Source organism: Snodgrassella alvi (assembly GCF_040741455.2).
Lineage (GTDB): Bacteria > Pseudomonadota > Gammaproteobacteria > Burkholderiales > Neisseriaceae > Snodgrassella > Snodgrassella alvi_E.
In genome coordinates this window covers 2,073,500-2,092,299 of sequence record NZ_CP160328.2, presented here as the reverse complement: position 1 = coordinate 2,092,299, position 18,800 = coordinate 2,073,500, and the positions used below count along the sequence as shown (strand labels likewise).

Sequence of the window (18,800 nt, the reverse complement as noted above, 5' to 3'; positions counted from 1 at the left end):
TATGCAGACAAGGATTCTGATACAGACGGAAGATTTCAATCTCAGCCACGAACTGGCACTGGCAGAAGCCAGTGCACCAGATTGCGGAGCTGTTGTCAGCTTCATTGGCAAAGTGCGAGGTAATGACAATCCGCAGCAGCCTCTCAGCCACCTTTTTCTCACCCACATGCCCGAAGCTACAGAGAATGAAATCAGCAATATCATCACTCAGGCGGCACAACGCTGGACATTACCTTATGTTTGCGTGATTCATCGCATCGGCAACTTGCCCGTAGGCGCTCAGATCGTACTTGTCCTTACCGCCAGTGGCCATCGCGAACATGCTTATCAGGCCAATCACTTCATCATGGATTATCTTAAAACCGAAGCACCATTCTGGAAAAAAGAATGTTTTGCCAATGGTAAACAGCATTGGGTAGAAATGAAACACAGCGACCAACAGCGTAAGCAATCATGGCAATAAATGCACAGCTTGGCCTGATTATACTGGCCGGCGGACTCGGTACTCGTGTTGGCGGAGCCAACAAAGCCCTACTGCCACTTAACGGACAACCTCTGCTCACGCTTGTTCTACAACAGCTGCATCATTGTAGCGAGCACATCATCATTAGTGCCAATCGCGATATCGACAAGTTGAGCCGCTACGGATATCCCGTCTGTACCGATATACCTGACTATCAGCAAATGGGACCACTGGCCGGAATAGTCAGCGCTGCGCAAACCTTACCATCACACATCGAATATGTGCAGATAGTACCTTGCGACCTGCCCTTTCTAAACGCTGAGATTATTAACGGCCTGTTTCAGAGACTGTATCAACAGCCAGAGCTGGATATCGTTTGTGCCGCAGACAATAGCAATCTGCATCCCATTGTCTGCCAGATGCGCCGGCATCATTTAACAGCTATTCAACAACAACTGCACAGCAACGGCTCACACAGCATGCGCTCAATTATTCAACCATACCGCCATGCTATCGTTACCTTTGCCAACAGCCACCCTTTTACCAACTACAACAGCAGCGCCATGTTTACCTGACTACGCTGCGGAGTAACAACATCATGATGGATTTTTATCAGGGACAGGAAACCCTGCTACAACAGACCGTCCGCGTAGTAGATAGCGAGACTGTAACACTGAATCAGGCTGCCGGTCGCATTTTGGCACAGACGCTCATCGCCACGGCCGATGCGCCAGCTTTCGACAACAGTGCCATGGACGGCTACGCCGTGTGCGGACTGGACTGCACAGAATGGCAGCTTATTGGCACAGCTGCGGCTGGAGACAGCCGGCAACAGACCTTGCAACACGGACAGGCTATGCGCATCTACACCGGCGCCGGCATTCCGCTTCAAACTGACGCCGTTATCATGCAAGAAAAAACCAGCGTCAATGGAAACATTCTTACCAGCACCCATACAGTTAATACTGGTGAAAACATACGCCGTCAAGGCGAAGAACTAAAGCAGGGCACTGTTTTACTACCGGAAGGTGCTTTGCTTACCCCTCAGGCCATCGGGCTAGCAGCTTCACAAGGTGCCAGTGAACTGCCAGTGTACCGCAAACTACGCGTCAGCGTATTCACCACCGGCGATGAACTGGTAAGCGGCAATTACAAGCTCGAGCAGCATCAGATATACGACAGCAACCGGCCAATGCTGCTAGCCTGTTTGCGCCAGTATGCATTTATCGAGGTTATTGATGGCGGCATTTTGCCGGATAAGCTCGACATCATTACCGATACTCTCGCCCGCGCAGCAGCCGGCAGCGACAGTATTATTATTTCCGGAGGCGCCTCAGTTGGCGACCGCGATCTGGTTAAACCAGCTTTACAGCAGCTGGGCACCATCGAGCACTGGAAACTGGCAATAAAACCCGGTAAACCTTTTGGATGGGGCACAATCGACCTATGCCGTGTCATGCTCCTGCCTGGCAATCCGGTGGCCAGCTTCGTTACCTACAAACTAATGGGACTGCCAGCACTACAAACCGCCGCCGGCCGCCCTATTCAGCAATCCCTACCCGCATGCTATCAGGCTAAAGCAGCCTTCAGCATCGCTCCAAATCATCAGAAAAGACGAGAGTTTCTACGTGGTACCCTATGCTTTACCCAAAATGGTCCTGAAGTTCAGCTTCTGGATAAACAAGGCTCACATATGCTATCTAGTTGCGTAAATGCTCAAGTTTTAATCGATATTCCACCGCAAACTGATATTCATCAAGGGCAATGGCTGACAGTACATCCCATATAAATTATTTACTCTACTGAAAACTTCAAAAGCCTGTAGAAAAACAGGCTTTTAATTTAATTTCGAAACAATTGAATTATATTCAGATTGAAATTGAATTTAGCCTACCAAAATTCAAACATTTACTTTTATAACTTGAAATTTTATTCTTGCCTGACCTATGAATGATAAAAAAAATTCTTTATCTATAGGTTTATCAGACCCTTTTTTAAAAGCAAACAATACATAAGTTATGAAAAGCATTAAAGCTTTCTAAACAATTAGAATTTGGCACTACTAAAATTAAAAGTCTTTTAGTCCAATTTTTACATTTGTAGCAGAGTTTTAAAAATACTTCTTATCGTTTGCTGAAAACATAGCACATCTATATATATTTGTATTAATGTATCCAATAAAATAAAGATCTAATATATCAGATTATATATTATTAAAATACTTTAAAAAATAATAAAATATGGTTACTTAATCAATTAAAACACTGATTAAATTTCACTATCGTTTTAATATTCCTATATCCTTATAACAAATTACGGTAAAATATATTCCAAGCAAAATACACAATAAATCTTCATATATAACATAAGGATTAGGTATATCCGGCAATACTTTCGCATACTCCAAAGGTAAATTTATGTTCGGATTATAAGGATCATAAATGATTTTTTCTGTAGAATATTGATTCGAATCCCATTCACTAGAAGGGATATATCGCATTCTGCCTCTAGTGAGCGCATAGCCCTCGCTAAATACCCGTAGATTATCATTATTATAAGTTTTACCATTAACTTCAAAGTAATAACGATAATGATAAATAGGTGCCCTAAGAGATTTACTATTATTATTTGTTGAATATTCTGAATAACTATATATTATTTGTCCTTCAGTGACACATTTCTTAAGCTTACAATTCAGACTCAATAGATATTTAGCTTTATTTTGTAGTGAAATATAAAATTTTTGTTTATCAACTATGGAATGTACTAAACAAGACATCCCCAGCATGATGATAAATGGCCCGATGGTCATAAAAAAAAATTTCTCAAATTTGGTCATTTAATCTAATTTCTATATACAGATAAATGTTCACGTACGGTTCCGGCTAATAAATGTCTTATTGAAATTGATCGTCCAAATTGACTGTTTAAATCTATTATTTTCAATAAAGGTAAATAATTAAATAGCTTATCATTAATTTTAATGTTTAGGTATCTTTCCCATCAGTAAAAATGGATTGGCTCCGCCACGTTGCCAGCCTTCATCACTCAGAAGCATATCCAATATCAAAGAAGCCAGATCATCTGCTATTGGATCAGCATACTGCTGTTTAGCCAGACGATAACGTTTACGGTAAGCATTACAGCTGGGGCAACATTCTGCTTCAGTTGCAGCCAGAACACCTTCTGTAGCCTGCTCTATACGCTGTATACCTAAATCACGACTATTATCACAGAAGCTACAGCGAGCGCGCACACTGTGCCAGCGGCTATTACACAGGCCACAACAGAGATAGCGCAAACCTTCAAGTTCACCATGACCGATTATCACAGCACCAACGGCATCGGTACCACAGCAAGGACAAAATCCAGGTTCTGGGTATGGTTTTACTGTGTCTGCTGCTAAGCTTCTTGCTACCAATGTATAGATAACCTGTACAACAGCGTTCAACCATATTTGATAATCCTGCTGTGCTAGACCTAGCTGCTGATTGATTGCCAGCTGGCACAACCGGATACGCTCCTCGCTGCTAAGATGCAATATTTCCTGCCATACTTGTACCGCCGTAGGTGACAACTGCTCGTGGAGCAAAGCATATAAATCAGTAAACAGCTGGTCGGCTAAGCCACGATTCTCACTCAGCAAAGCCGGTGTGAATGGTAAATCTCCCTCATTAGTGGCAGGCAATACCCAGTCTGCCTCTGTATAACGCTCTAGTAAACTCTGCTGAGCTGTACATATCTCTGCCAGTAACAGCAAATATGGCTGCCAATCGCTACTGTCTTCAGCGGCCAGTTCGTTTAGGCGCAAGGCACGCTGGCTAAAAATATCAGCAGCGGGTTGCTGCCAAAACGGGATATGGAAGAATGGCTGAGCCTGTATGGCTTCCGGTGTTGCTTGTGTTTTCATATATCATTGTTTATGTGAATGATAGCTGCGTAACCATTGCTAACGTTAAACAGCTAGTATTAGGAATAAAAATAACCAAGTTTAACTAAAAACATGCTTTTTGTCTGGTTTTACCACTGTGTCTAGAATCTAATTGGCCAAACAACGCCAGTAGAAATATTGCAGTACAGCATATACCTGTTTCGTCTGAATCACTAAGGTACATAAAAAAAGGTTCAGATGTCTCTGAACCTTTTTAGTGCCTCAAAGTGAATTATTTGATGCCCAATGTTTTTTCATAGGCACGCGCTTTTTCATCATCGAAATCATGCTCCCAGCGCGAAATAACCAGTGAAGCCAGTGCATTACCGATTACGTTTACAACGGTGCGACCCATGTCCAGAATACGGTCGATACCAAGGATAAAGCCTAAACCTTCCAATGGTATGGAAGTAGTGGCCAGCGTGGCAGACAATACCAGAAAGGATACGCCCGGTACACCAGCAATACCTTTAGAGGCCACCATCAGGGTAATGACAATCATAATCTGGTCTGTCACAGACAGGGAAATGCCGTATAGCTGAGCCAGAAAAATTACGGCAATACTCTGATACAGAGTAGAACCATCCAAGTTAAAGGAATAGCCGGTAGGGATAACAAAGCTGGTAATGGATTTCGGCGCACCATAGGCTTCCATTTTCTCAATCATTTTGGGCAGCGCTGTTTCAGAGCTGGAGGTTGAGAACGCCACAATCAATTCATCTTTAAGAATTTTGATGATGGTGAAAATATTAAAGCGGCAGAAATAGGCTACACCACCCAGTATCACCAGCGTAAACACAATCATGGCCAAATATACAATCAGAATCAGCTTCATCAGCGGTATCAGGGAGCCGAAACCGAATTTGCTGATGGTTACTGTCATGAGACCAAACACACCAATTGGCGCATAGCGCATAATCATATTGGTGATTTTAAACATCACGTCTGAAATGACTTTCAGAAAATCAGAGAAAAACAAACGCTGATTATCCGGCAGTTTGGTCAATCCCAAACCAAAGAATACACAGAAAAAGATTACAGGTAAGATTTCGCCGGTGCTAAGTGAATCAAAGATATTATGCGGAATCATGTCCAGAATCATGACAACAAGGCCATGCGGCTTTTCAGCCAAGGCTTCACTTTTCTGCACATACTGGGTAACGTTGCTGTGCTGCAGATTAGATATATCGATACCACTGCCAGGATGAAACAAATTACCAAACAGCAGACCCACGCCAATGGCAATGGTGGTAATGATTTCGAAATAGAGAATGGTTTTGCCACCTAGTCTACCCAGACTTTTGGAATTACCCAGTCCGGCAATACCAAGTGTGAGGGTACTAAGGATAATCGGCAAAACAATCATTTTAATTAGGCGGATAAAAATATCGCCCATGGGCTGTAATACGTTGACTACCCAAGATTGATAGGTTTTGTAGTATGGATGAGACGGATCTGAAAAGGTATGCAGATACAATCCCACTGCTACCCCCATAATCAGGGCAAAGAGAATTTGCCAGGCCAAATTACGGCTATATCGTTTAATAATCGATAACATAGTCGTCCTTACAGTAATTGGTAATATAGTTCTTATTCAGTCTTACAAGCGAAACAAAAACAATAGAGTATACCCTATTATTTTTAGTTTTATGTATGCGTTAAGGATGAAAAAAATTGAGGGTGGGTATAAATTACTTGGCGATGATGACGCGCAAAACCCACCAGCGTGATATTAGCCTTGTGAGCTAAATCAATGGCATAGGTGGTGGGCGCAGATACAGCCACGATACACCCGATACCGGTAATTGCTGATTTCATTACCATTTCAAAACTAGCGCGACTGGACAATACCACAAAACCCTGCTTCCAATCCACTTTTGCTTGCAACCCCCAGCCAATTAGTTTGTCCAAAGCATTGTGTCGGCCAATGTCTTCACGCGCGGTTACAATTGTGCCATCACCATCAGCCCACGCCACACCATGAACGGAACCAGTTTGCGCGCGCAGGCGTTGGTGATGGTTAAAATCGGTCAAAGCAGCGCCTATTTTGCTAAATTCGAGATTCACTGAACGCATTATAGGGGTAATTGCCGGCTGTACGGCTGCGAGGCTATCGAGACCACATAAGCCACAGCCGCTACGTCCACTCATTTGCCGGCGCCGGTTTTTCAGGCGGGCAAAAGCTGCACTGGCCAGCTCAATGTCTGCTACCAAACCATGCTGATGTTCGCTAATTTCAATGGCGTAAATCTGTTCCTTGCTTTCAATGATACCTTCACTAAAGCTGAATCCGAGAGCTAGCTCGGCAATGTTATCCGGCGTAGCCATCAGTACCACGTGGGATATACCGTTATAAACCAGTGCTACTGGGATTTCAGCACTGATATTGTCACAGATGCTGCTGCATTTTCCGTCCTGAGCTACCCAGACAGTACGGCTTTCGGCGGGAGTGTGAATCATAGGATTTAGGTCCCTATATGCAGGGAGTAGTGCTAAGAAACTGTCCTGAATATTCTTCAGGACAGATTAGAGAATCAATATTTACCTGTCTTTATAATGTCACCAGACAGGCTAGCTGATAAAGGCACGCGTTTTATTCGCTACTTTGCGTGGTAGATGTTTGCTGCGCTTTGGCGGCTTTTTTGGCCATCATTTCACGATACCAGCGCGGATGATGTTTTTTCGCCCATTCCTGCGTCACTACACCTTCAACCATAGCTGGAATGGTGCCTTTTATCCACAGAGCCGCATACACATGGATAATGATACCAACTATCAACAAAATGGCAGAAGCCGAATGCACCAGCAAGGCAATCCGCACCACCCAAATAGGAAAATAGCCGGAGAAAAACTGCCGCCACGCAATTAGACCACTGATAAACAGCAGCGCCATGCTGATTGTCATCAGCCAAAACATGCATTTCTGTCCGGCGTTGTATTTACCGGTATCACCGATTTCCTTACCCAGCAGGATGTGCTTGATACCCAGCATCCATTTGATATCGTCGCGCTCGAAAAAATTATGTTTCACATAGCGGAAAAACTGGATAAAAAATCCTAAAAACATAATGACGCCGATAAACGGGTGCAAGATGCGCGCCAGCTGCGGAGAGCCAAATACTTCTGTGAGCCAGAAAAAAGAGGGATAGAAAAAGCCAAGACCGGATACGGCCAGCAGTACGAAACAGCCGGCTACAACCCAGTGGTTAAAACGCTCGGATTTTTTATAGCGCTGAATTAATAATTTTTTGGTCATTATGCGTCGCCTTTGTCTTCGAGGATTTCACCATCACGATTCAGAACTTCCTGTTCATCATCATCAGGACGATTGGGACCAATGGTAATGTAGTGTAGCCAGCCAGCAAAAGCGGCGGCGGCAATACCAAAGGCGGCTATTGGTTTAAGCATACTTTTCCATAGCTTAACTGTGGTACTGATATGCGGATTATCCGGCAGACCGTGATACAGGCTGGGTTTATCGGCATGATGCAAAACATACATTACATGGGTACCGCCTACTCCCTGCGGGTCGTAAAGTCCGGCCTTTTCAAAGCCACGCTGTTTTAAATCCTTGATGCGTTCACTAGCCAAAAACTTCATGTCTTCCTTGCTACCAAAATGTATGGCACCAGTAGGACAAGTTTTCACACAAGCCGGTTCCTGCCCCACGGCCACACGGTCGGAGCACAATGTACATTTGTAGGCACGGTTGTCTTTTTTAGAGATACGCGGGATATTGAAAGGACAGCCGGAAATACAGTAGCCACAGCCAATACAGTTTTCCTGATGAAAATCCACAATACCATTCTCATATTGAATGATGGCACCTGGAGAAGGACAGGCTTTCAGACAGCCAGGATCGGCACAGTGCATGCAACCATCTTTACGAATTAACCATTCCAGCTTGCCGTTTTCTTCGGTTTCAGAAAAGCGCATAACGGTCCAACTATCGGCGCTCAGATCGATAGGATTATCGTAAACGCCATGATTAGTACCAATTTCGTCGCGAATATCATTCCATTCGGAACATGCGGCCTGACAAGCCTTGCAGCCGATGCAAGTAGAAACATCTATTAGTTTGGCAATTTCAATTGGTTTACGAGCCTGTGGTAGCGGCGTGAGCTGATTAGTAGCCGAACGCCGTTTAATATCTAATGATTGTAAAGCCATGATTTATTCCCCTCACGCTTTTTCGATATTGCACAAAAAGGTTTTGTATTCCGGTGTCTGAGTGTTGCAGTCACCGACAAATGGTGTGAGTGTATTAATGAGAAATTGTTTTTTCTCACCAACATTCACCCAGCCACCATGCAGGGGAATACCAATCTGATGCACGGTCTGGCCGTTGATGTCCAGAGGGCGCAAACGTTTGGTTACAACGGCTTTGGCTTCTACCCAGCCGCGTTTAGTACTGATTTTAACGGTATCACCTTTGGCAATTTTCTTTTGTGCTGCCAGCTCTTCGCTGATTTCCACAAACTGTTCTGGCTGAGCAATCATCAGCAATTTCACAGACTTGGTCCAAAACTGGAAATGCTCAGTAAGGCGATAGGTGGTACCGACACATGGGAACTCGTCTTTGTTTCCGATGCGTTCTTTTACGCTGTCAAACAGGCGTACAGCGGGAGTATTGAGAACTTTCGGATACAGTAAATTTTTACCTACTGGCGATTCCGTGGGTTCGTAGAATGTCGGGAATGGACCATCCACCAATTTTTGAGTACAAAACAGACGGCCTACACCTTCTTCATTCATGATAAACGGATTCATATCCGTATCCGGCGCCTGATCAGCTTTGTAATCAGCTACATCAGCACCAACCCATTTGCTGCCATCCCAGTGAATCAGTTTACGTTCGGGATCCCACGCCCGGCCAGATGGGTCGCAGGAAGCACGGTTATACAGGATGCGGCGGTTGGCCGGCCACGCCCATGCCCAGCCGGGGGTATTGCCCAAACCGGCATTACTATTGTCTCGCCGAGCCATCTGGTTTCCGTTTTTGGTCCATGAGCCGGCAAAAATCCAGCAGGCACAGGCGGTGCTGCCATCATCGCGTAATTGAGCAAAACTATCTAGCTGCCCACCTTTGGGCACAATAATATTGCCTTGTTCGTCTTTGATATCGGCCAACGCCCAGCCATTGGATTCCTGTGCCATTTCTTCCGGTGTGGGCGAATGCGCTACTTTGTACGGCCAGCTCAGATTGATAATCGGCTCGGGAACTTTTCCGCCTTCTTTTTCATACAAAGCTTTGATACGCAGATGTAACTCGGCCAAAATTTCCAAATCAGCTCTAGCATCTTCCGGTGCTTCTGCGCCGGCATAGTGCCATTGCAACCAGCGTGAAGAATTAACAATAGAGCCGTTTTCTTCGGCAAAACACGGTACCGGCAGACGGAATACTGTGGTGAGAATGGAGCTGGAATCTACATTATGCGCATCGCCGTGATTTTCCCAGAAGGTGGCTGTTTCCGTATTCAGTGGATCCATCACCACCATCCATTTGAGGCGGGAGAAGGCTTCAACGATACGATTGGAATCTGGGAAAGAACCCATGGCGTTGAATCCTTGCACCAGCAAACCATGCATCTGCCCCTGGTACATCATTTCCGCCATTTGGAGGACATCGTACATTTTGTCCCACTTCGGTAGCCAATCGTAGCCCCAATTGTTTTCTTTGGTGGCTTTGTCACCGAAAAACCATTTGAGCAGGCTGACCATGAATTTGGGCGTATTGCCCCAGTAATTGAGCTGCCCCGGGCGCATTGCTTTCGGTGTCTGTACGCTCAGATAGTCTTCAAAAGTAGGATTTTTCTTTTCATTTGGCAGACTAAGATAGCCCGGCAAGCTGGTGGAAAGCAAGCCAAGGTCTGACAGTCCCTGAATATTGGAGTGGCCGCGCAAAGCATTCACACCGCCACCGGGCATACCGATATTGCCAAGAATGAGCTGAATCATGGCCATGGTACGGATATTCTGCGAACCATAGGTATGCTGCGTCCAGCCTAATGCATATAAAATCGTACCGGCTTTATTTTTAGCTGAAGTGGCACCCAGAGCCTGACAAACCAGTAAAAAGTCTTCTATTGGTGTGCCAGTAATTTTGTGCATCATTTCCGGTGTGTATTGGGCATAATGGCGTTTCATGACCTGCCACACACAACGCGGGTTTTCTAAGGTTGGGTCGGTTTTGGCAAAGCCGTTTTCGTCCAGCTCATAAGTCCAGCTAGCATTATTGTAGACAGCGCCGCCCTTGGCTCCTTTCGGCGCTGCTTCGGGTGTCGGACGTCCATCTGCACTGGTGTAATCAGCATGACCGGAAAATAGTCCTTCGTTAAAACCATAATCATCAGCAAGAATAAAAGCAGCATTGGTATAGTTTTTAACATATTCCCATTGCACTTTATCATTCTTAATCAGCCAGTTGATTACTGCGCCCAAGAAAGCAATATCCGTACCGGAGCGTATCGGCAGATAATGGTCGGCTACGGATGCGGTACGGTTGAAACGCGGGTCACAAACGATAAGCTTGGTGCCTTTTTGTTTTTTAGCTTCGATTACCCATTTGAAACCAACAGGATGCGCTTCGGCAGCATTGCCACCCATTACCAGAATAAAATCTGCATTCTGGATATCAGTCCAAGTATTGGTCATCGCACCGCGGCCAAATGTAGCAGCCAGTGCGGATACAGTAGGACCATGACAAACACGTGCCTGAGAATCTGTGCCTACCAGCCCGAGCGAGCGCATGAATTTCTGGGTCAGAATACCGGTTTCATTGGAGCTAGCTGAAGCACACAGCATACCAATTGTTTCTAGCCGGTTTACAGTGACGCCGTCAGCATTTTTTGCAATCAGGTTGGCATCACGCTCGTCTTTAATCAGGCGGGCGATGCGGTCCAGTGCTTCATCCCAGCTAATGTCTTTCCATTCGTTGGTTCCTGCTTCACGCACTTGCGGATGCAAAACCCGATTGGGACTGTTAACAAAATCTATCAGGGAAGCGCCTTTAGGACAAAGACTACCGCGGCTGACTGGATGATCCGGATCGCCCTCTATATGAAATATTTTCTTTTTAGCGTTTTTTGCTCCGTCCCCCAGACTGTACAACAGCGTACCACAGCCTACGGAGCAGTAAGTACAGTTATTGCGTGTTTCGGTTGCGCGTAAAAGTTTATATTGACGGACTTCGGCAAAGGCTGTGGCCGGTGCCATGCCCATTACCGCTAATCCTGTCGCGCCGGCACCAGCTGCGGTAACCTTGAAAAACTGGCGTCTTGTCAGGTTCATGTGTGTTGGTTCCTAATTAAATTTTTTTTATATCTTGCAGTGAAACTGAATGCTGTCCTGCTTGTGATAAGAGAGAAATTTATAATTTCTAACATTTAACGCCATTATAATACCTTATTTAAACTATTATGTGGTTTTATCTGTTTTTTTTAATTTGAATAAATAATTATAATTTTCATTTAAATTATTTATTTACGTATTGCTAAGATTGTTTTAATTTAAACAATACAATTATTAATTGAAAAAATATTGCAAGATTATTACGCTAATTAATTATTTCTCTTAATTATTAATATTTTGTCTTTAAACTCATTAATCATCTAATTTTTTTGTATTCCAGCTGTGAAGCATAGCCAGCCTGCAATTTAGTATTCGTTATATAGTCAGGTATATTTCGAAACAGTTTTACTTTATAATCAGATAATTTTTAACCCTGCTGGAATATTAGTTCTCTTTGATTAAGGATAATTTATGCGCTCTCTTTCTGCCCGTCTTAGCACTTTGATAACTACTGCTGGTATGTGCGTACTGAGCACCACTTCTTTGGCTGCCGACCTCACCGTTTCCGCTGCCGCCAGTCTGACCAATGCATTTAATGACATTGCTAAAGCATACCAACAACAATATCCACAAGATAAGGTGCGACTAAATTTTGGCGCGTCAGGTTCATTGCTGCAACAAATTCAGAATGGTGCTCCGGTAGATGTATTTGCATCGGCAGATCAGCAGACTATGGATCAGGCACAGGCCAAAAATCTGGTGCGGGCAGCAGACCGAGTTAATTTTGTAAATAATACTCTGGTACTGATTACTCCTAAAAACAGCAATTTAAACATACGCAATATGAAAGACTTGCAACAGGCTAGTATCCACCATATTGCACTGGGCAATCCGGCTTATACGCCAGCTGGCCGTTATGCACAGGCTGCGATGGAGCAGGCAAAAGTCTGGAGTAAGGTACAGCCGAAAATTGTTAATGTGAATAATGTGCGGCAGGCGCTGGACTATGTAGCCAATCAGTCAACAGAGGCCGGTTTTGTTTTCGGCACGGATGCGGCTATCATGCCGGACAAAGTACAAGTAGCAGCTACTATTCCCACCACTAAAGCAATCAGCTATCCGATTGCCCGCACAATAAATAGTAAAGAGCCGGCTGCAGCCAACCGTTTTATTGGATTCGTTCGCTCGGCCAAAGGGCAACAGATCCTAAAACGCTATGGTTTCCAGAGTGTGCGCTAAATAAATAATGCTTTTATCATAAGCGGATAAATCTTCCTGCAAGGAGAGAGAATGGCTGCGGCGTGGATTGCTCTTGCCCTGTCGCTTAAAATTGCTCTGTGGGCTACAGTTTTCAATCTGATTCTTGGTGTAGGTATCGGCTATCTGTTTGCACGCAAAGCGCTGTGGGGACGGGAGTTGCTGGATACCCTTCTCACTCTGCCAATGGTGATGCCGCCAACGGTGCTCGGCTATTATTTATTGGTCGTACTGGGTAAAAATGGTTTTATCGGCCAATTCTTACAGCAATATTTAAACATCAATCTGATTTTTACGTGGCAAGGCGCAGTAGTAGCTGCTACGGTGGTTTCGTTTCCGCTGGTTTTTAAACCGGCACGTGCTGCCTTCGATAGTCTGGACCCGCAGCTGGAGCAAGCGGGTCGTGTATTAGGCATCAGTAATGTCGGCGTTTTTCTGCGCATTACTCTCCCGCTGGCTTGGCGCGGTATTCTGGCCGGCGTATTACTCGCTTTTGCGCGCAGCATGGGAGAATTTGGCGCTACGCTGATGGTAGCAGGCAGCATTCCTGGACAGACGCAAACCTTGTCGATTGCGGTTTATGAAGCAGTACAGGCTGGTGATGATCAACTCGCTAATACGCTGGTGCTGATTATATCGGTGGTATGTATTCTGATATTGTTGTTAACCAGCAGACTGCTGTCTGGCAAAGTGCCAGTAGCAAATCTCAGATAAAGCTATGTTCCTATAAGAAGCCGCCTTGGTCATATTTGATTCACTCCAATGACGCTATGTTAGATATCAATTTCCAGAAAAGCATTCATCGTGCCGATGGCAGCCAGTTTACTCTAAATATCAACTTACACACTCAGGCACCACGTACCATAATAATGGGGGCTTCGGGTAGTGGCAAAAGCCTGATGCTCAAAGCCATTGCCGGCTTGCTGACGCCTGAGCAGGGGTATATTATTGTTAACGGAAAAACGCTTTATCAAAGTGAGCAGCAACTCAATCTGTGTCCGCAAGAACGCAGATTGGCTTATGTTTTTCAGGATTATGCGCTTTTTCCTCATCTGAATGTGCGCCAAAACATCGCCTGCGGCATCCGGCATGGTTTGTTCAATCCGCGCAAGCGCAGCCGGCAGGCAGAAGTTGAACACTGGCTCAACGCCATGCAGCTTGATATGGTTGCAGAACAGTATCCGGCACATTTATCAGGCGGCCAGCGTCAGCGTGTTGCGCTGGCACGTGCACTGATTGCGCGGCCGCATGCTATTTTGCTGGATGAACCATTTTCTGCCTTGGATACCCAATTGCGCGCACAAATGCGCACTGAACTGGCGGCGTGGCAGCAGAAGCTAAATTTACCCATGCTTCTGATTACCCATGATCCGGCAGATGCCGCTGCTTTTGACGCTGCTATTTGGCACATGGATAATGGTCGCCTACATTCTGCTCCTAATGACCATAGACATGCATGAATTCAATCTGGATACCGAGCTGATTCCCACTATAAACGGCCAACGAATGGGAAACAGCAAACGTATAATCTTGCTCGAAAACATTCAGCGTTTCGGTTCCATTACTCAGGCAGCCAAAGCAGTACCAATGAGTTATAAAGCGGCTTGGGATGCGATTGACGCGCTAAATAATCTGGCACCGCAGCCGTTGGTGGTACGCCAAACTGGTGGACAGGGCGGCGGTAAAAGCGCTTTAACTACCTATGGTGCGGCTTTCCTCCAGTATTACCACACCATGCAACAACGCCATCAACAGTTGATGCAGCAACTGCACAACGAGTCTGACCATAGCCATTATGGCCTGTGGCAAAGAATGAATTTGGACTTAAGTGCCGACAATCAGCTAGCTGGAACAGTAAGCCGAGTTATAGAAGGCAAAGTGAATCATGAAGTTCATTTACGCTTGAGCAGCGGACAGGAACTGGTGGCCATACTCACACGCCACAGCTGTGAACAAATGGAGCTTACAGAGGGTGTAGATGCGCTGGCACTGATTCAAGCCTCTGCCATCATACTGGCTCGCCCTACCCCCAATTTTAATCTTTCTGCTCGCAATCAAATTCGCGGTCGCATACGCCGGATAGACACCGGTGCCGTGAATAGTGTTGTGACCGTAGATTTAGGTGCTGAGCTGAGCTTGTCTGCCAGTATTACTCGGCACAGTGCTGAAACGATGCAATTGGAAAGCGGCGATGAAATCATGCTGCTAATTAAAGCGCCAAGCATTATTCTCGGACGCTTACGCTAAACATTTTTTAGATTCAAACCACAAAGTAATCATGAATAAAATGAAGCCAGAATAACCATTTTAGCAATGAGTTTATTCTGGCTGTTGTGACGCCTGATAGACAGGCTATCAGCGGCCATACATGCGCTCTTTGTTTCAATCTGTCATTTAAAGCCGCAACTTATTGTAAACCCAACCTATCTGTAAATTATATTTTCATTGAAATTTTATTCAAAAAAAATTATTTATATCAATTCAGAGAAGTTTATTGATAATAAATATCAATAATTACCATTATTGCGTTTTTTCTATTGTGGCAATATTGGATAAAAATATCGTTTCTAATGCCGCTGATCACTTCCGGAGATGAAATTGCTTTTCGCACAGAACTAACCAGCCGGATAGCATATAATCTGCGGATACTTACAGATACTCAACCCCCATGTTATTCTGCAAGTATCAACGCAAAATCACATCATCGGCCAGTTCGTTTCTTCCAGCCTGAGTACGCGGGAAATACTGCACCAGCAAATCTGTTAGTTCTTCCAGTCCGCGGCTTAAACCATCCACATAATTCTGCTGATGAAAAGCCGTAAGTATGTGCGTGCATATTTCCTGCCATTGCGCAGCACTAACACAGGCATCTATTCCACGATCGGCGATAATTTCTACAGCGCGGTCTGCAAACAGGACATACACCAGAACGCCACAACGTGCAGAAGTATCCCAAATACCCAAATTGTTGAACCAATACTGCGCACGCTGTCGAGGCGTTGTATGGTGACACAAACTGGCCGTATTGATACGCGATTCAATCACAAAGCGTAATTGTCCGGTATGGCGCTGTTCAGAATTGGCAATGTGTGTGGTCAATTGTTGCAGCACTTCTTCAGGAAAATACTTACTCACCCGCTGGCGCGGATGGGTCCAGTGACGCCATAATCGGGGCAACATTCGCATACTCAGTTTATCCGTGCGCATCCTGTCCGCTCTTTTCGCAGTTTCAGAATCAGTATGGTAGCACTTCAAGCTGATTTCGTGGACGCAGAGATAGGGAAAATCAAAATCTGAGAAATATTTATTTCTACACCGAAGACAGAGAAATACGCTCAACTGTCTACCCTGAACCGGCTGAATGCTTTTATATAATCAAGCTTATTACCTCTTTCAGCACGTTAAAAATCAGGTACCAGCCCATACAAAATATTTTTAAAAAATATCCACAGTATCTTCAGAGCAAAGATCCGGCAGGACTACACTGCTGAGAAATGAATTTTCATAGGTGTTGCCATCTTAGAAAAAAACCACTCCGAAATCAGAAATTTCTTGCTTCCAACAACCTATCTGACACTTTATCTCGGAATTCCAAATAAGAGATTAGCTATTCAACATCAATACACAAAAGCAAAGCATCATTTAAGCTAAACAAAACCACGCAACTGTTTCACGTAAGCATAAGCAGCTTGTATACGTTGAGTATGCTCGGTAGCCCGCTGCATTTCTTTTGCAGACAATTTTTGTTTTACTAGTTTATCCGGATGATATTTATTCATCAGGCGGCGGTAAGCCTGTTTGATTTCATGCACACTGGCTTGGGGATTGATACCCAGCACCTGATACGGATCGCCGCCCAGCGGTTCTTCAACAGTCTGATGCTGTTGACGACTGCTCTGCTGCTGTTGCCGGTACTGCTGTTGTTGCTGCCGCGATTGCTGCTGTCGTTCCTTCTGGCGCTTACTCTGACGCTGATGCTTCCATTGCTCATTAGTTTGCCAGTAACGCTTATATTCACTCTCTTGCCCATGCACAGTTTGGCTGGCAAAAATCAGCATCTGCGAGTAAGGAATATGAAACTCATCAGCAATGATATTTAAGATACGCCGTTCATTATTGTGCAGCCTGCCATCAATCAGCGCCAGCTCAAGCATGTGTTTACAAAACAACATCAACGCGCGTTTTTCATTTCGGTAGGTACGGTACAACTGCCCCAGCCGAGCTCTAAGCGGATAGTTTTTCAGTTGCCCCATGTTAAAACCATAGCGCGCCAGAACGGCCAATTCGTCATTGAGCTGCAACTTTTTAATCAAGGCATAAACAGATGAACGGTCTTCATCTGTGACATGTCCCTTAGACGCACATATCTGGCCGGCCACTTCAAACATTACCGCTACATAGAGATTTTTATCGGTTGCAATGGAATCTTCAGTACCATCATCTACTATGTGGGCAGCAAATAAATAAAACAAAATCAGGATAATCAGTATAATATCCAGCAACACACCACCAGCACCGAAGAGCAAAGGTAAAAACCACAACAGCAATAAACAGATACCTGCACCGAGATTAGACATGTAGACCAGCCGATTGATAAAATCAGTAAATAGTAAGGTAAGACAAATAACTATACATGAATTTACGCGGAGTCTGATAATTTTTCAGAATTTTGATCTGTTCAGCATCACCCTGTGCCACTTTCACCAGCTACCAGAAGCACCGCCTCCTCCATATCCACCGCCTCCACCGCTGAAGCCTCCGCCTGACCCGCCACCGCCCCAAAAATTATCATCATGTGGATTGTAATGGTCACTGACAAATACATTTCCGGCAAAAACATAAGTTACGATATAGGAAAAAAGCGCAATAATAACGGCCAGAATCAGGTTCCAGCCAATATACCAGCCCAGAGCCAACACCAGTAAAGCTAAAATGAAACTGCCTAGCCGAGTGCCGAAAATATTCTTTAAAAATGCTCCCCCAAAAAAGACCAACATCATTGCTTCTATAAACATGGCAGAGAAACTTTGCTTTTGCGGAGGCTGCTGTGATACCGCCGGCAGTTTCTCACCATCAATCAGTTTTTCCAGAATGTCTACCGTTTGTCGTACCCCACCATCGGTATTATTTGCACGCAGTTGCGGACGCAGCACATCATCCAGAATACGCTTGGCATACACATCTGGAATAGCACCTTCCAGTCCACGGCCAGTGGCCAGAAAGGTTTTGTGTTCATCACGCACCAGCAACAGTAACACACCATCATCAACACCCATGCGCCCCGGCCGCCAGTTATTCATCACTCTGGTGGCGTAATCAAACGGCGTTTCCGGTGCAATAGTAGGGACAGTTAAAATCACAATTTGACTGCCATGCTGGCGACTGAAATCCAGCAACTGTCCATTTAAATCCTCTCGCGTATCCTGCTGCAACATATTTGCAGTGTCCATCACCGGCGCAGTTAAAGCAGGTATCGGCGCCAAATTTTCCGCTTGCGCAGCCATAATATAAAGCACGCAGCTTAGAAAAAATACCAACAGTTTATGGAAGGATAAGCGGATAGTGTTCATATCATTATTACCTAGAAACAGTACTGCAGAGTGTCTCCGCTGACTGTAAAACCGGAATCAGAATCTAATTGTATTTAGACCATGTGTCTGAATCATAACCGATAGTCAGCCGTTTCCGCCATCACGGCAGCACTTTGATAAGAGGCTTTAGACAATAGATCAATTCGGCTCTGCTAGCACGATTTAATTAAAATCTGTACAGATTTAACACTTAGCAGCAAGCACAAACTGAGGGCAGATAAAATAGCCGGCTAATATCGCATCTATACAACTACATTTCGACAAATCG

The 18,800-nt window shown here is 44.8% G+C and carries 17 protein-coding genes; 7 read left to right on the top strand and 10 right to left on the bottom strand.

The features are described from left to right. The first annotated feature begins 1 nt into the window (after position 1). Genes ABU615_RS09360 through glp form a run of 3 tightly spaced genes read left to right on the top strand, consistent with a single transcriptional unit; the run spans position 2 to position 2,252 of the window. On the top strand, positions 2-463 hold the full coding sequence (locus tag ABU615_RS09360; RefSeq protein ID WP_267391245.1) for a molybdenum cofactor biosynthesis protein MoaE: 462 nt from the start codon (positions 2-4) through the stop codon (positions 461-463). Continuing rightward, a complete protein-coding gene (locus tag ABU615_RS09355) occupies positions 454-1,038 on the top strand; it encodes a molybdenum cofactor guanylyltransferase (protein ID WP_267391246.1) in 585 nt (194 codons plus the stop codon). The genes ABU615_RS09360 and ABU615_RS09355 overlap by 10 nt, the downstream gene beginning before the upstream one ends. A 23-nt stretch (positions 1,039-1,061) precedes the next feature. Next, complete coding sequence (glp, locus tag ABU615_RS09350; RefSeq protein ID WP_370388891.1) at positions 1,062-2,252, top strand: gephyrin-like molybdotransferase Glp; 1,191 nt, start codon at positions 1,062-1,064, stop codon at positions 2,250-2,252. Positions 2,253-2,741: 489 nt separating this feature from the next. Here the strand turns inward: glp and ABU615_RS09345 are convergent, their stop codons facing one another. The 7 genes from ABU615_RS09345 to fdnG form a co-directional block, all read right to left on the bottom strand. Further along, the gene (locus ABU615_RS09345; RefSeq protein ID WP_267404555.1) at positions 2,742-3,302 is read right to left on the bottom strand and encodes a hypothetical protein; all 561 of its coding nucleotides are present in this window, start codon (positions 3,300-3,302) and stop codon (positions 2,742-2,744) included. Positions 3,303-3,443: 141 nt separating this feature from the next. Further along, positions 3,444-4,373, bottom strand: a complete 930-nt coding sequence (locus tag ABU615_RS09340) for a formate dehydrogenase accessory protein FdhE (protein ID WP_267391249.1) — start codon at positions 4,371-4,373, stop codon at positions 3,444-3,446. Positions 4,374-4,626: 253 nt separating this feature from the next. Beyond that, positions 4,627-5,952 (bottom strand): cation:dicarboxylate symporter family transporter, encoded by a 1,326-nt coding sequence (locus tag ABU615_RS09335; RefSeq protein WP_100139801.1) that lies wholly within the window; start codon positions 5,950-5,952, stop codon positions 4,627-4,629. An 89-nt stretch (positions 5,953-6,041) separates the two neighbouring features. After that, positions 6,042-6,854: a formate dehydrogenase accessory sulfurtransferase FdhD gene (fdhD, locus tag ABU615_RS09330; RefSeq protein ID WP_370387162.1), complete on the bottom strand. Its 813-nt coding sequence runs from the start codon at positions 6,852-6,854 to the stop codon at positions 6,042-6,044. 133 nt (positions 6,855-6,987) lie between these two features. Next, positions 6,988-7,650, bottom strand: a complete 663-nt coding sequence (locus ABU615_RS09325; RefSeq protein ID WP_100139799.1) for a formate dehydrogenase subunit gamma — start codon at positions 7,648-7,650, stop codon at positions 6,988-6,990. Continuing rightward, positions 7,650-8,564 (bottom strand): formate dehydrogenase subunit beta, encoded by a 915-nt coding sequence (gene fdxH / locus ABU615_RS09320; protein ID WP_100139798.1) that lies wholly within the window; start codon positions 8,562-8,564, stop codon positions 7,650-7,652. Before fdxH ends, ABU615_RS09325 begins: the two co-directional genes overlap by 1 nt. 12 nt (positions 8,565-8,576) lie before the next feature. Further along, positions 8,577-11,684 carry a formate dehydrogenase-N subunit alpha gene (fdnG, locus tag ABU615_RS09315; RefSeq protein ID WP_370388890.1) on the bottom strand — a complete coding sequence of 1,036 codons (3,108 nt, stop codon included), beginning with the start codon at positions 11,682-11,684 and terminating at the stop codon, positions 8,577-8,579. A 471-nt stretch (positions 11,685-12,155) separates the two neighbouring features. Between fdnG and modA the strand changes: the two genes are divergently transcribed. From modA to ABU615_RS09295, 4 genes are read left to right on the top strand one after another with little or no spacing between them, the layout of a single operon-like run. Next, positions 12,156-12,923 (top strand): molybdate ABC transporter substrate-binding protein, encoded by a 768-nt coding sequence (modA, locus tag ABU615_RS09310; RefSeq protein WP_370388889.1) that lies wholly within the window; start codon positions 12,156-12,158, stop codon positions 12,921-12,923. A gap of 51 nt (positions 12,924-12,974) precedes the next feature. Then, complete coding sequence (gene modB / locus ABU615_RS09305; RefSeq protein WP_370388888.1) at positions 12,975-13,655, top strand: molybdate ABC transporter permease subunit; 681 nt, start codon at positions 12,975-12,977, stop codon at positions 13,653-13,655. A gap of 56 nt (positions 13,656-13,711) precedes the next feature. Next, positions 13,712-14,401, top strand: coding sequence for an ATP-binding cassette domain-containing protein (locus ABU615_RS09300; protein WP_370388887.1), 690 nt, complete (start codon positions 13,712-13,714; stop codon positions 14,399-14,401). Further along, positions 14,319-15,188, top strand: a complete 870-nt coding sequence (locus tag ABU615_RS09295; protein WP_367489193.1) for a TOBE domain-containing protein — start codon at positions 14,319-14,321, stop codon at positions 15,186-15,188. Before ABU615_RS09300 ends, ABU615_RS09295 begins: the two co-directional genes overlap by 83 nt. Before the next feature lie 438 nt (positions 15,189-15,626). On the opposite strand, the gene ABU615_RS09290 is transcribed toward ABU615_RS09295, so the two are convergent. From ABU615_RS09290 to ABU615_RS09280, 3 genes are all read right to left on the bottom strand, one after another. Next, complete coding sequence (locus ABU615_RS09290) at positions 15,627-16,148, bottom strand: TPM domain-containing protein (protein WP_370388886.1); 522 nt, start codon at positions 16,146-16,148, stop codon at positions 15,627-15,629. Positions 16,149-16,588: 440 nt separating this feature from the next. Next, positions 16,589-17,518: a DnaJ domain-containing protein gene (locus tag ABU615_RS09285; RefSeq protein WP_370388885.1), complete on the bottom strand. Its 930-nt coding sequence runs from the start codon at positions 17,516-17,518 to the stop codon at positions 16,589-16,591. Between the two features lie 123 nt (positions 17,519-17,641). Further along, positions 17,642-18,511, bottom strand: a complete 870-nt coding sequence (locus tag ABU615_RS09280) for a YgcG family protein (protein ID WP_370388884.1) — start codon at positions 18,509-18,511, stop codon at positions 17,642-17,644. Positions 18,512-18,800: the final 289 nt, after the last annotated feature.

Coding starts and splice junctions, on each gene's coding strand:
- modA (WP_370388889.1), top strand. CDS start 12,156: ATGCGCTCTCTTTCTGCCCGTCTTAGCACTTTGATAACTACTGCTGGT.
- ABU615_RS09280 (WP_370388884.1), bottom strand. CDS start 18,511: ATGAACACTATCCGCTTATCCTTCCATAAACTGTTGGTATTTTTTCTA.
- ABU615_RS09300 (WP_370388887.1), top strand. CDS start 13,712: ATGTTAGATATCAATTTCCAGAAAAGCATTCATCGTGCCGATGGCAGC.
- ABU615_RS09340 (WP_267391249.1), bottom strand. CDS start 4,373: ATGAAAACACAAGCAACACCGGAAGCCATACAGGCTCAGCCATTCTTC.
- fdxH (WP_100139798.1), bottom strand. CDS start 8,564: ATGGCTTTACAATCATTAGATATTAAACGGCGTTCGGCTACTAATCAG.
- modB (WP_370388888.1), top strand. CDS start 12,975: ATGGCTGCGGCGTGGATTGCTCTTGCCCTGTCGCTTAAAATTGCTCTG.
- ABU615_RS09360 (WP_267391245.1), top strand. CDS start 2: ATGCAGACAAGGATTCTGATACAGACGGAAGATTTCAATCTCAGCCAC.
- ABU615_RS09290 (WP_370388886.1), bottom strand. CDS start 16,148: ATGCGCACGGATAAACTGAGTATGCGAATGTTGCCCCGATTATGGCGT.
- ABU615_RS09285 (WP_370388885.1), bottom strand. CDS start 17,518: ATGTCTAATCTCGGTGCAGGTATCTGTTTATTGCTGTTGTGGTTTTTA.
- ABU615_RS09355 (WP_267391246.1), top strand. CDS start 454: ATGGCAATAAATGCACAGCTTGGCCTGATTATACTGGCCGGCGGACTC.
- fdhD (WP_370387162.1), bottom strand. CDS start 6,854: ATGATTCACACTCCCGCCGAAAGCCGTACTGTCTGGGTAGCTCAGGAC.
- ABU615_RS09295 (WP_367489193.1), top strand. CDS start 14,319: ATGCCGCTGCTTTTGACGCTGCTATTTGGCACATGGATAATGGTCGCC.
- ABU615_RS09345 (WP_267404555.1), bottom strand. CDS start 3,302: ATGACCAAATTTGAGAAATTTTTTTTTATGACCATCGGGCCATTTATC.
- glp (WP_370388891.1), top strand. CDS start 1,062: ATGATGGATTTTTATCAGGGACAGGAAACCCTGCTACAACAGACCGTC.
- ABU615_RS09335 (WP_100139801.1), bottom strand. CDS start 5,952: ATGTTATCGATTATTAAACGATATAGCCGTAATTTGGCCTGGCAAATT.
- fdnG (WP_370388890.1), bottom strand. CDS start 11,684: ATGAACCTGACAAGACGCCAGTTTTTCAAGGTTACCGCAGCTGGTGCC.
- ABU615_RS09325 (WP_100139799.1), bottom strand. CDS start 7,650: ATGACCAAAAAATTATTAATTCAGCGCTATAAAAAATCCGAGCGTTTT.